This is a genomic window from Kistimonas asteriae (assembly GCF_018263925.1).
In the GTDB taxonomy this organism is placed as follows: Bacteria; Pseudomonadota; Gammaproteobacteria; order Pseudomonadales; family Endozoicomonadaceae; genus Kistimonas; species Kistimonas asteriae.
In genome coordinates this window covers 53,285-65,474 of sequence record NZ_JAEVHF010000005.1, presented here as the reverse complement: position 1 = coordinate 65,474, position 12,190 = coordinate 53,285, and the positions used below count along the sequence as shown (strand labels likewise).

Below are 12,190 nucleotides of genomic sequence, written 5' to 3'. Positions count from 1 at the left end.
TGCAACGCAGGAGGCGGAGATCATGCAACACGCCAATATCAGGGAATGGTTACTGGCGGTCACGTTGGCAGGGTATGCTGGCAGTAGTTCGGCGATGACGTTGCAGGAAGCCGTCGCAGAAGCATTACGGGACAATCCTGAACTTCGTATGACCATGGCCGTGGCCGATGCAAGGCGCGAATCAGTTCAGGAAGCCCGTGCCGGTTACCTGCCCACCCTTGATCTCAATGCGTCGGCTGGTTACGAGAACAGTCGTAATACAACGACGGTTGCCGCTTATGGCAATGGCAACGCGGATGACAAGTCACAGGTGCGAACCCGGCGGGAGGCCTCTCTGGTCGCCCGGCAGATGCTGTTCGATGGCTTTGCGACCCGGGGTGACGTCAGTCAACAGCGTGCCCGGCAACAGGCGGCAGAACAGCAGGTCTGTGTCTCTGCCGAAAACCTGGGGCTGGAGGTGGCAGAGGTTTACCTCAATGTTCTGAAGGCGCAGACCCTGCGAGATCATGCCCGGATCAATCTCAATGAACACCTACGGCTGGTGGCCCTGATCCGGAAACAGGGCGAGAAGGGCGTCAGCAATGATGCCGATCTGGCCCAGGCAGAAGGGCGGTTGATGTTGGCCCAGGCTGACCGGATTGGCGCAGAGGCTGCGCTAAGGAATGCCCGAACCCATTACCGGAAAGCGGTTGGCGCGTTACCGGATGAATTTGTCCGACCCGTTTTGGCCGCTGGGTTGCCGGCCGGGCAGGCGTTGGCGATTGAGCAACTGATGGAAGGTCACCCGTTGCTTGCGGCCGCCGATGCCGATATCCGTGCGGCAGAAGCCGTCTATGACGCCAGCAAAAGCGGGTATATGCCTGAGCTGGACGTTACCCTGGGAACCTCCTGGGCCAAGGACAGGGATGGGGTCAAAGGCACGGAGTATGATGAGTCCGCGCTGTTGAACATCCGCTATAACTTGTTCAATGGCGGTGCCGATATGGCCAGGCGACAGCAGGCCAGCTATGAAGTCAGTGAGGCCATTGAAAGTCGACAGCATCAGATTGAGGAAATGGAACAATCCGTCCGGTTGGCGTGGGTGGCGGTTGAGTTTGGCCGTACTCGACTCAAACCGTTGAAGAACCATGTCTCGCTGGCTGATCGTGCGCGTAGCCTGTACGAAAAACAGTTTCTGGTGGGTAAACGCACACTGATTGATTTGCTGGACAGTCAGCAGGAAAGCTTCGCGGCCCAGAATCGGTATACGACGGCAGATCATGACCTGATGATTGACCAGTATCGTTTGCTGCATACGACGGGCCGATTGTTGCCAGCGTTACAGACTCGTCTTGTTGGCGATTGGCCTTGTGCCGATCCGTTAGTTCAGCAGGATGTTGCCGGTAGCAATGAAGCGCGTCCGGTAACATCTGCTGAATACAAAGAAGGATAACGACAGGGGTCTGACGTATTGTCAGAACAGCGTGGCAATCAATGAGCCGGCCACCGTGAACAACACGTTAGCCAGTGCATAGGTGCCCACATAGCCCAGTGAGGGAATGGAGCTGCGGGACAGGTCGTTCACGGTTTCCATGGCCGGTGCGCAGGTGCGGGCGCCGGTAATGGCGCCGAGCAGCAGGGCAGGGTTCATGTTCAGGACATAACGGCCAAAGATATACGACAAAATAACGGGCACCGTGCTGACCACCAGGCCGGATGCAATGATCACAGGCCCGACCTGGCCCATGTATTCAAGAATACCCCGCCCCGCATTCAAACCGATCCCGACCATGAACACCAGCAACCCAAGGTCTTTTAACAGGCGTAATGCTGCCTCCGGCACATGGCCAATGGTGGGGTGCATGGCGCGGAGATAACCCATCATGATCCCGGAAATCAGCAGGCCGGTGGCATTACCGATCGTAAAGTCATAGTTGTTGAAACGCAGCGTTATCTGCCCGATCAGCAAGCCAATGGCCAGGAAGGTGGAAAAGGCGACCAGGTCGGTGACACGACTGTGGATGCTGACGAAACCAATCTTGTCCGCCTGGGCGGCCACCCGTCGTTTTTCGCCACTGACGCGTAGCACATCCCCTTTGTTTAGCAGAATGTCTCGCTCAACCGGCATCTCTATCTGGGAACGGGTAATCCGGTTCAGAAAACAGCCGGCCTCGGTCAGGTTCAGGTCACTGAGATGCTTGCCCGCCAGCTGATCGTTCTTGACCACGATATCCTCGGTGACAATCTGCATGTCGAGCAGATCCCGGTCAAAGACCTCGTTGCCTTCACGAAACAGGGGATCGAGCAGGGCGTGGCTGTCCGGGTAACCCAGCAGGGCGATCTCGTCACCTTTCTGCAGCATGGCGTCGCCGGCGGGTTCGGCCAGAATGCCTTTGCGTCGGATTCTTTCGATATAGCAACCGGTGCGCCGGTAGATGCCGACTTCACGCAGGTTCTGGCCCGCAAAGGCGGCCGCCAGATCCTTGCTGACCCGGTAGGCGCGAATAATGGGTAGATAGGTTTTCTGATTTTCGTTGTCGTCTATTCCCCGTTCCCGGGCGATGGTGCTGGCGGCATCAGGTAGGTCAATACGGGCAATGCGCGGCAGATAACGAACCACCAGCATTAAACCGACCAGACCGACCAGGTAGGTCAGGGCATAGCCGATGCTCATGTTGTCTTGCAGCTTACTGAGCTGCCCCACCACGTCAGGGCTGCTAAGGCTTTTCAGGGCTTCCTGGGCACCGACCAGGGCAGGGGTGGAGGTCAGTGAACCGGCGAGCAGGCCGGCGGTGAGGCCTTTGTCAAAATCAAACAGTTTTGACATCAGCACGGTCAGGCCGAAGGCGGTGCCGGTGAGGAACAAGGCCAGTGACGCATAGTACTTGCCATCCCGCAGAAAGACGCTGAAAAAGTGGGGCCCGGCTTCAATGCCAACACAGAAGATAAAGACCATGAAACCGACGCTTTCAATACCGGGCGGCAGATAGAATCCCATCTCACCGAACGCCAGCGCGGTGGCCAGTACCCCGATCGTCGCCCCGAGTTTAAAGGTGCCAATCGACAGTTTGCCAATCAGCAAACCAATACCGAGGATAACAAACAGGAGTAGCTCAGAACTCTGGTTGAGGAGCGCCAGAAGGTCGATAGTCACGGCAGGGATCCGGTCAGTAGCTCAAAAAAATTGCGACATAGTATTCCTGTTGGAACGCCAATGCCATGCGGTAAATCACGACTGTTGCGTTGGTGCAATGTGAATGGAGCAACCGGGTTTATACGACTACTTTCATAAACGAACCGGGTTGTTCAGGATCCTTATCATGAAAGCTTTACTTGCTGGGGCTCGTTGGCTCCTTGCGCTGTTTTTGTTTTTTTGCCTGCCTATTGGCAGTCAGGCGGATGAGCTTCAGGTCAAAAAGGTTCTGGTGTTTGGCGACAGTCTTTCTGACAGCAATGGCACTTACTCCACCTGGAAGCTGTTAAATACCCTGAAGGGGAATACGGTGAATGGCCAGCCGATGATGAATCTGCAGCCGTTCCTGAATAATGCTCTGAAGCAGGATGTGCCGGGCTATGCGGAACTGACCCACCACGAGTGGTTGAGGGATGAGTTAACCAGCCTGGAAAAGCATGCGCTCACTGCCTTTCTGGATATGACAAAAACGCTGCCGATCCCGATATTGCCTGATCCACATTATTACCTGACCGGCATGTTTACCGGCGGTACCGATTACAAGGGCGTCTGGCCACTCTACCTTTACCGGATGCTGGGCGCCGAACTGGATAACCGGGCCATGGCCGGCAGCTGGACGCTGTGCCCCACTCAAAAGATGGATCACCTGGGTGACTTGATGCATATCTGCAGCGGTCCGGAAAGTATGGCCGAGGAGTTTGTCTCCGGTAGTCTGGTGCCGCCGTGTGAAGGGCTGATCGTCAGTGCCTGGGCAGATCAGACTGGTACGGTCGACAGTGACTCAACGCTGGTGATTTTCTTCAACAGTGCTAATGACTACCTCAACCAGTGGCCCGATTCGCAACAGGTGGTGAACAAATACACGGCGGATATCACACGACTGATTCGGCTGGGCGCGAAACATGTGGTGGTGATTAACCTGCCGGATATCAGTCTGACCCCCCGTTATCGTGAGGCGTCAAAGCATCTTCAGACGTGGATGGCGAATGCCATTGAAACCAATAACCGTGAGCTGAAACAGTCACTGGCCCAGTTGCGAACCCGTTATCCGGATGTTGCGTTGATTGAGCTGGACGCTGCCGCCATGCTGAACCAGCTTTTGGCCGGTGCTGCCCAGCGAGGCATTGTCACGGATAAAGCCTGCCTGGACAGTACGCCCGGGTTGCCAACCGTTAACAGACGTAAAGAGAGCGCAGAAGAATCCCTGGTGAATCATATTCTCCAGAATCCGTCGCTGGCGGATGCTGCCCACGTTGCCAGTGCCGCTGCGGATGGGCAGGGCATAGGCATGTGTTCCAATCCGGATGAGCATTTCTTCTTCGATACGGTGCATCCCAGCGCCCATACCCATTATGAAATCGCTCTGTATGCCTGTGAGTTGTTGCAGAAAAACGGTATAGCCTGTTCGACAACCGCCGCTCAACCGCTGATCACTGCACCGGAGCCGATAGCGCGCTGGTTATGACAGGATGATCAAACCATCCAACAGGGCGTATGCCCTGTTTGGGTTATAGCTGACAGCGGGTGATGACTTCAAACGTTTGTTCATCCAGCGGGTGCATCGACACCGAGACGTTCCCGAGTGCTCCCAGCGTGGTCGCATGACTGCCGCCGCAGGGAATCACAACCTTGTTTTCCTGACCCAGCTGGCATTCCCAGTATCGACGGTCAGTCAGTGTCTCCCCTTCGCAACGGACATGGATCTCACCACCCTCTGCGAGCCAGGCAGCCAGCTGTTGGTTAACGGCTTGCTCAATGTTGTTTAAATCGGTGAACAGATCCGCTGCACACAGGCCTTTTTTCTTCAGTGATTTGCCGCAGCGATAGCGGTCAGTGCTCTGGTATTCACCGATGGATGATTGGGTGATGGCCAGCTGGTCAAAATCGATCTGTCCCAGGGCGTCGTGTCGTCCCGGGTCTTTTCTCCAGTAACCCTGGAGGGCGCGGTTTAACGCCAGGGCGGTGATATGGCAGGCGCTGTGGCCGCAATCCAGGGCATGACGGTAGGATGCATCCACCTGAAGCTGAACCGTTTTGCCGGCCAGATCCGGTGTACCTTCAACCACATGCACGACTACAAAACACCAGCCGTCAGCGCCTTTTTTGACCGGGATATCGGTATCCAGGTAAAGCGCGTCATCTTCCAGATTAATGGCGCCAGTGAGGCAGGATACGATGGGGTAAACCATCCCATCGCAGTGTATCTCGCCACGGTCGCCGGGCTGATCCGGCCACTGGTAGTCGACCGGATGGAAGGGGGTGTTGTCCACCAATATGGCGCTCCGGTTGTCGTCCAGGGGTACGGTCTTCGTTACGGTTCCCGTGGCGTTGGTCTCCCCCTGGGGATAACGAATGAGTGTGGCTTTTGGTAAGTGGGTGGTCATGAAGTTACCTGATGTCGTTGAACGGACACTGTTTTTGAGCGCCAGGCATCACTGAAATTGATGGAGACTCGGATACCTGTCCGTACGCGTTGGGCACATGATCCAACGTTTCAGTGCGATTGACACTCAAAATCTACCGTGTACTATAAAGTCCATAGTATACATAAAAGTATTTATTTTGGTAGTTTGGAGATGTCAGAATGTCCGTAGACAGACAAGCCATTGTGGCGAAGACCGAGGCCCTGCCGGATGCGGATTTTTATGCCGATGGCCGGGTTGTGAAGACACCCTTGATCTATTCAGAGCCGTTATCAGCGCTGAGTGGCTGCAAGGTGTACCTGAAGTGTGAGAATGCACAGACCACCGGCAGCTTCAAGATCCGGGGGGCGGTCAGCGCCATGCTGCGGTTAGCGCCTGAGGATCGGGTCAAGGGCGTATTAACGGCGAGTTCCGGCAATCATGGCGCCGCCACGGCAACCGCCGCGACCGCGTTGGGTATCCCGGTGACGATTTATGTCCCGGAATCCATCAGCCCGACGAAGGAACAGAAAATCCTGGCCACCGGGGCCAAGCTGGTCAAGGTGCCGGGCAGCAGTGATCAGGCAGAAAAGGTCGCGGCACGGGACGCCCGTGAGCAGGGGCTTTGTTACGTCAGCCCCTACAACCATGCTGATGTGATTGCCGGACAGGGCACCATCGGGCGCGAAATCCTGTCTGATCTGCCAGATGTCGAGGCTGTGTTTGCCAGTGTCGGCGGCGGTGGGTTGATCAGCGGCCTGGGCGCCAACACCCTTGCGGTGAAACCGGATGTCGAGATTGTCGGATGCTGGCCGTCCAACGCCCCCGCCATGTTGGAATGCCTGCGGGCAGGCAAGGTCATTGAGGTTGAAGAGCAGGACACCCTGTCCGATGGCACTGCCGGGGGGATTGATGATGATGCTATTACCCTGCCCCTGTGCCAAGCGACCATTACGAAAACCCTGACCGTTTCCGAAGACGCGATTGCCAACGCCATGCGCCTCGTGCATAGCGCGCACGGGTATGTCATTGAAGGTGCGGCGGGTGTTGCGGTGGCCGGATTGCTGCAGGCGAAGGCGCATTACCAGGGGAAAACGGTTGTGGTGGTGCTGTGTGGACAGAACATCACGGATGTCGTGTTCCAGGGGGTTATCAACAGCGGGGGCGAGCACCATGAAAATACTCACTAAAGCGGACATCGAAGCCAACCTGCCGTCCCTGTCGGCACTGATGGCCGCCATTACCGATGGTTACCGTGAGTACGCCCAGGGTCAGTACGATATTCCCCCGGTGGGTTACCTGGCATTGCCCCACGGCGAGCTGCACCTGAAGTATGGTCGGGCTGCCACCTCGTCCTATGCGGTGATCAAAATTGCAGCGGGCAGTTATGTGAACCCGAGCAAGGGGCTGCCGTCGTCTTCTGGTTGCCTGATGGTGATCGATGTTGAGACCGGTTTCCCACTCGCACTGTTGCAGGATGAAGGCCTGCTGACGGACCTGAGAACCTCGGCGGCCGGTGCCATGATGGCCAAACGGTTTGCACCGTCGGCGAAAACCATGGGTATCGTCGGTTGTGGCATTCAGGGGTATTACCAGACACGCGATACCTGCCAGGCATTAGGCATCAACCAGGTGATCGCCTTTGATCGTAAACCGGCCTCGATTGCTTCACTGGCTGAACGGCTGGCGCCTTACGATATAGCCGTCACACCAGCGTCAGACATCGAGTCTCTGTGCCAACAGGCGGACATCATCACAACCGTGACGCCAAGTAAGGAAGCTTACCTGGATGCCGACTGGTTGAAACCCGGTGCCCATGTGAATGCCTTCGGCTGTGATTCCCTGGGCAAGCGGGAACTCTGTGCCAATGTGCTGGAACGTGCGGACCTGCTGCTGGTGGACAGCTACGACCAGTGCCGTGATCATGGCGAACTCCAGTATGCGTCGGAACCGGTCGCAGCCCGAGCTGTATCGTTTGGACAGGCACTGGCGGAAGGACATGATGTTTCTGCTGCGAGGCTCACTGTCGCTGACTATACCGGCGTAGCGGTGCAGGACATCATCATTGCCACACTGGTCTACGACGCATGTATTGCTAACGGGGCGCCGTAATCAGCGTCAATGGCTCGTAAGAAAATAAAGCGGATGACCGTCAGCCAGCTGCCTTGCAACCCTGTGGGGATAGGGATAGTGTTCGGGCGTTGCCCAATGTACCGACCCGCTGGGAGGCAGGGAAGCAACTGGTTTATTGGAAAACCGCCGGTGTTTTCACTCAGCCTGAAGGGCCGGCCTGTTTTCATCCATGACTCATAGTGAATCCATGCGTAAGAAAAAGACATCCGGTGCCGAGGCGCTGTTGCTTGAACGTTATGCGCCTGTGGCTGATGGCATCGTTGCCCTCTTTTCCGGCTATGTGGAGGCGATCATTCATGATTACGCATCCCAGAAGGTGGTGTACATCGCCAACAACCTGTCGAAACGATCGCTGGGGGATGACTCCTCCCTGGATGATATTGCGCCTGAAGAGCCGGAAACGGTCATCGGCCCCTATGAGAAAATCGGTTGGGATGGCGGCAGGCAGCGTTCCATCAGTATTGTGCTGCGGGATGATGCCGGCAGTACAATCGGGCTGCTTTGCATCAATATGAAACTGGATGTGTTTGAACAGGCGAAGCAGGCGTTCGACATACTCCTTTCTCACCCGCAACTGGTACCGCAGCCGGATAAGCTGTTCCAGGATGACTGGCAGGAACGCATCAACACCTTCATCCATCACTGGTTGATGCAGCAGGGGCTGACGATGGCCAGGCTCTCGCATCCACAAAAGCGGGCACTGGTGACGGAGCTATACAACAATGGCGCGTTCAAGGGGAAGAGCTCCCAGAACTATGTGGCCAATGTCTTGAATATGGGACGGGCAACAGTCTTCAAGTATTTACGGGAACTTAAGGACGCTGAAAACGTCTAGGATCGACAGGTCAGGTAGGTACCTGAAAACACCAGGTGCGTATAAACGTGAGGGGGAGAAAGGGATTCATGAATCAATGGATACTGGAGCCGGACGAGATACTGACCGTCCATCCCATCCTGCCGGTGCTGGTGGTTGATAGCGTGGAGCAGGCGGTTTCCATAGGGAACGCGTTGATAGAGGGCGGGTATTCTGCTCTGGAAGTCACCCTCCGTACACCCGCTGCGCTGGATGCCATCACGGAAATGCGCCGTACCTTTCCTGATGTGCTGGTGGGCGCCGGTACCGTGCTTAATACTGCGGATTATGATCAGGCGGTGAAGGCAGGCGCTCAGTTTGCAGTGTCTCCCGGTCTGACCGAAGCATTGTTACGTCATGCCCGAAACCAAACGATTCCATTCATCCCCGGTGTGGCTTCCGCCAGCGAGATCATGCAGGCGCTGGCACACGGCTACGAATGCCTGAAGTTTTTCCCAGCTGAAGCGTCTGGTGGTGTTGCCGTTCTGAAGGCGTTCGGAGGGCCGTTTCCACAGGTTCGTTTTTGCCCGTCAGGCGGCATTATTGCTGCTAATGCCCAAGACTATCTGGCGCTTCCCAATGTGGCAGCGGTTTCCGGTTCCTGGATGGTATCGGATGCGGTCATATGACTTGCCATGATGGATTCGGCTTGCAATGGGAAGTTATATTGCCCAGTAAAGTCGTGAAAAACATATTAATAATATGTTTTCTAATTGCTTATTTCCGCAGCTTACTCATGGATCAAGTCTTATTGTTCTGACATCTTTTCCTTTGTCGACTATCACGATAATTCTTCCATCTCCATACTTTTCCATTAAGTTCAGATCATCGACAAGAAGATTAGAAACCAGCCCATTCTCCCGAGGCACAATGCCGCGAGATGCTGTCCCATCGCATTTTGAGTACAAAGAAGCAATTTGCTTCTTCAGAGAAGGTATTGTCCATGCCGGTGCTTGAAGCGTTGCATACCCGATAAGGCCGTAAACAAAACGTTCGAGCCTGATATCAAATTCATGTATCACTGGCTCAGCGGTAATAACCTGCTGGACATAGTTATTGTTCAGCATATCTTCACAGTCTTCGACAATTGGAATGACAATGGTCTGATCATTGGCCTTGGTCGAACTGAACATGCCTAACAGGCACAATGTGAAAAAACAGCGAAGTAATAGCATACATTCCCCCATACATGCGTATTGCCTGTTTTAAACCACCCGCATGCAATCATCATTGGCCGAAATAATGATTTTGTATCACAGTCATGGTTGGGATGGAGGCTGTTTTGTCCACCGCTTCCAGTATCTGTAACCGGAGGCCTATGATGACCACTTCCCTCAAACTGAATGCCGGCAGTGCGTTTCCGGCTATCACCGTGAAGACCTTGGATGATGCGGCACTGCACCTGGGGCAGCCGCGAGGCGAAGCGATCTGGCAGATGGTGGTGGTCTACCGTGGACGACACTGCCCATTGTGTACCAGATTCCTAAACCAGCTGGAAGGTTTTAAGGATCGGCTGGCTGCTATTGGTATTGACTTGGTAGCGGTATCGGCAGATTCCCGCGAGCAGCTTGAATCGCACAGGGAAAAACTGTCGGTTACCTTTCCACTGGGCTATGGCTTGCCATTAGAGGCAATGCAAATGCTGGGCTTATACATATCGGTACCCCGTTCCGAGCAGGAAACTGACCATAACTTTGCTGAGCCCGGCCTGTTCGTAGTGAATGAGGCAGGCAATATTCAGGTCGTGGATATTGCCAACAACCCATTTGTGCGGCCGGATATTGAGGCGCTGGTTTCCGGATTGGAATGGATCAGAAATCCGGAACACCACTATCCCATTCGGGGTACTTATTCGTACGGTTAGTAAGTCGCTGCTTTTGTGAAGTCATATAAAGCAAATGAAACGTTAGATCTGACAGTAAAGCTGTTCAGGTCACTGTCAGATCAGACGATATAGTCCTGTTAACATTGCCCCGGTTTTAATAGGGTCTGGATCGGTGTGAGCATTTGCTTACTGGCTTTTTTCGGCATAGTGCGGCTGATGATTTCATCCTGAAGCTCTTATTACCGTTCGATAAATGACGCTGTAGCCAGCACACGAACCAGCAGCCCCCAGTAGGTTTCAGGGTTCTTTTGCACGTTGCGCAGCAGTTCTGTCATTAAACTGTATCAGTCGATTACCCATGATAGATGCGGCTCGTAGCAGACTGATCATGCCGGCTTCGCTCACCGGAGCACGCAGGTCTTGATGATCCCCGTGCCTTTGACCGTCGATTCGCTACTGTGAACAGAGGGGAGTGTTTGACGTCTACACTGGTAAGTCTGTTGCACATGTTGCATCAGCCCGGTGGCATTCCGACAGACTGTTCCGGTCACAACGGCCACTCTAACCTGAAATGTATGTTGCCGAGCAGCGGTTAGATTCGGTAAAACGGCAGGTGTGTATGAATGATGATAATGGCGATGAAGCGGTAAAAAACGTCGAACTCAAGGGCTTCTGGTGGAAACGGTTCTTTTATTCCAGTACCGGAGGCTCGCGCGATTTCGCTATGGGGCCCAACTGGTTTGCCTCGGTGATGGGTACCGGCATTATCGCCAATGCCGCCGCCTCACTGCCGCTGTTTTCTGATCAACTGCATGTGTTTTCCGTGGTTGTCTGGATACTTGCCAGTACGATGCTGGTCGGTTTGCTACTGGCGACATTGAATCCGCTGGTTCAGCACCAAGGGGTATGGAAACAGCATTTTAATGATCCCACGATGGTGCAGTTCTATGGCGCACCACCCATGGCGATGTTGACGATTGCCGGTGGCACGGTATTGGTCGGGGCGCCGTATTTAGGGCAGGCGCTGGCCGTGAATATTGCCTGGGTACTGTGGTTTATCGGGACGTTGCTGGGCCTGGCGACGGCGGTCATTATTCCTTTTCGCTTGTTTACCCATTTTGAAGTCTCACCCGACTCGGCATTTGGTGGCTGGCTGATGCCGGTGGTGCCGCCTATGGTGTCTGCGGCGATCGGCGCCATTCTTGTGCCCTATGCGCCGGTGGGTGTTTTGCGTGAAACCCTGTTTTATGTCTGCTTCAGCCTGTTTGGTCTGAGCTTGATTGCTGCGTTTATTATCATCGTGATGATCTGGAGTCGTCTTGCTCACCATGGAACCTCCGGTTCATCACGTGTGCCGACGTTATGGATTGTCCTGGGGCCACTGGGGCAATCGATGACCGCTGCCGGGATTTTAGGCACGGTAGCGATAGGGGCCGTGCCTGAAGCTATCGCGAAAGGGTTTGAAGTGTTTTCGGTGCTTTACAGTATCCCGGTGTTTGGATTTATTGTGCTGTGGACGTGCCTTGCCATGCTCCTGACCCTGCGGGCGAGGCGTCGGCATATGCGTTTTGCACTCACATACTGGTCGTTTACGTTCCCGGTGGGTACCTGTGTCACCGGCATGGCCCAGCTGGCGCACCACACAGGTTCACCGCTGTTTCAGTGGGCCAGCGTACTTTACTATGTGGCGCTGTTGCTGGCCTGGTGCCTGGCGGCATTTGGTACCACCAGGGGGATCATGCAGGGGCATATTCTGAGGCATCCGGTGCCGTCCAGTGTGCCGGTTAAACCCATGAAAGGGTGAG

At 54.9% G+C, this 12,190-nt stretch carries 11 protein-coding genes; 8 read left to right on the top strand and 3 right to left on the bottom strand.

The genetic code is table 11. From position 1 onward, the window contains the following. Positions 1-22 precede the first annotated feature (22 nt). Entirely contained in the window at positions 23-1,432 is a 1,410-nt protein-coding gene (locus KHS78_RS07440) for a TolC family outer membrane protein (RefSeq protein ID WP_211826780.1), read from the top strand. A gap of 21 nt (positions 1,433-1,453) precedes the next feature. Here KHS78_RS07440 and KHS78_RS07435 read toward each other — a convergent pair whose 3' ends face one another. Then, positions 1,454-3,133 (bottom strand): aspartate:alanine antiporter, encoded by a 1,680-nt coding sequence (locus KHS78_RS07435; RefSeq protein WP_211826778.1) that lies wholly within the window; start codon positions 3,131-3,133, stop codon positions 1,454-1,456. A gap of 166 nt (positions 3,134-3,299) precedes the next feature. Between KHS78_RS07435 and KHS78_RS07430 the strand changes: the two genes are divergently transcribed. Then, on the top strand, positions 3,300-4,637 hold the full coding sequence (locus tag KHS78_RS07430) for an SGNH/GDSL hydrolase family protein (RefSeq protein WP_211826777.1): 1,338 nt from the start codon (positions 3,300-3,302) through the stop codon (positions 4,635-4,637). A gap of 43 nt (positions 4,638-4,680) precedes the next feature. Here KHS78_RS07430 and KHS78_RS07425 read toward each other — a convergent pair whose 3' ends face one another. After that, positions 4,681-5,556 (bottom strand): alanyl-tRNA editing protein, encoded by an 876-nt coding sequence (locus tag KHS78_RS07425; RefSeq protein WP_211826775.1) that lies wholly within the window; start codon positions 5,554-5,556, stop codon positions 4,681-4,683. Between the two features lie 200 nt (positions 5,557-5,756). Between KHS78_RS07425 and KHS78_RS07420 the strand changes: the two genes are divergently transcribed. From KHS78_RS07420 to KHS78_RS07405, 4 genes are all read left to right on the top strand, one after another. Beyond that, the gene (locus tag KHS78_RS07420) at positions 5,757-6,764 is read left to right on the top strand and encodes a threonine/serine dehydratase (protein WP_211826773.1); all 1,008 of its coding nucleotides are present in this window, start codon (positions 5,757-5,759) and stop codon (positions 6,762-6,764) included. Then, on the top strand, positions 6,748-7,686 hold the full coding sequence (locus KHS78_RS07415) for an ornithine cyclodeaminase family protein (protein WP_211826770.1): 939 nt from the start codon (positions 6,748-6,750) through the stop codon (positions 7,684-7,686). The genes KHS78_RS07420 and KHS78_RS07415 overlap by 17 nt, the downstream gene beginning before the upstream one ends. Positions 7,687-7,876: 190 nt before the next feature. Continuing rightward, on the top strand, positions 7,877-8,542 hold the full coding sequence (locus KHS78_RS07410; protein ID WP_211826768.1) for a helix-turn-helix transcriptional regulator: 666 nt from the start codon (positions 7,877-7,879) through the stop codon (positions 8,540-8,542). Between the two features lie 68 nt (positions 8,543-8,610). After that, a complete protein-coding gene (locus KHS78_RS07405; protein WP_211826766.1) occupies positions 8,611-9,189 on the top strand; it encodes a bifunctional 4-hydroxy-2-oxoglutarate aldolase/2-dehydro-3-deoxy-phosphogluconate aldolase in 579 nt (192 codons plus the stop codon). A 105-nt stretch (positions 9,190-9,294) separates the two neighbouring features. Here KHS78_RS07405 and KHS78_RS07400 read toward each other — a convergent pair whose 3' ends face one another. After that, entirely contained in the window at positions 9,295-9,735 is a 441-nt protein-coding gene (locus KHS78_RS07400; protein ID WP_211826764.1) for a hypothetical protein, read from the bottom strand. A gap of 143 nt (positions 9,736-9,878) precedes the next feature. Here KHS78_RS07400 and KHS78_RS07395 point away from each other — a divergent pair, with 143 nt between their 5' ends. Both KHS78_RS07395 and KHS78_RS07390 read left to right on the top strand, forming a co-directional pair. Then, positions 9,879-10,424 (top strand): peroxiredoxin-like family protein, encoded by a 546-nt coding sequence (locus KHS78_RS07395; RefSeq protein ID WP_246506211.1) that lies wholly within the window; start codon positions 9,879-9,881, stop codon positions 10,422-10,424. Between the two features lie 580 nt (positions 10,425-11,004). Further along, entirely contained in the window at positions 11,005-12,189 is a 1,185-nt protein-coding gene (locus tag KHS78_RS07390; RefSeq protein WP_211826763.1) for a TDT family transporter, read from the top strand. Position 12,190: the final 1 nt, after the last annotated feature.

Coding starts and splice junctions, on each gene's coding strand:
- KHS78_RS07420 (WP_211826773.1), top strand. CDS start 5,757: ATGTCCGTAGACAGACAAGCCATTGTGGCGAAGACCGAGGCCCTGCCG.
- KHS78_RS07425 (WP_211826775.1), bottom strand. CDS start 5,556: ATGACCACCCACTTACCAAAAGCCACACTCATTCGTTATCCCCAGGGG.
- KHS78_RS07430 (WP_211826777.1), top strand. CDS start 3,300: ATGAAAGCTTTACTTGCTGGGGCTCGTTGGCTCCTTGCGCTGTTTTTG.
- KHS78_RS07440 (WP_211826780.1), top strand. CDS start 23: ATGCAACACGCCAATATCAGGGAATGGTTACTGGCGGTCACGTTGGCA.
- KHS78_RS07400 (WP_211826764.1), bottom strand. CDS start 9,735: ATGCTATTACTTCGCTGTTTTTTCACATTGTGCCTGTTAGGCATGTTC.
- KHS78_RS07390 (WP_211826763.1), top strand. CDS start 11,005: ATGAATGATGATAATGGCGATGAAGCGGTAAAAAACGTCGAACTCAAG.
- KHS78_RS07415 (WP_211826770.1), top strand. CDS start 6,748: ATGAAAATACTCACTAAAGCGGACATCGAAGCCAACCTGCCGTCCCTG.
- KHS78_RS07405 (WP_211826766.1), top strand. CDS start 8,611: ATGAATCAATGGATACTGGAGCCGGACGAGATACTGACCGTCCATCCC.
- KHS78_RS07395 (WP_246506211.1), top strand. CDS start 9,879: ATGATGACCACTTCCCTCAAACTGAATGCCGGCAGTGCGTTTCCGGCT.
- KHS78_RS07410 (WP_211826768.1), top strand. CDS start 7,877: ATGACTCATAGTGAATCCATGCGTAAGAAAAAGACATCCGGTGCCGAG.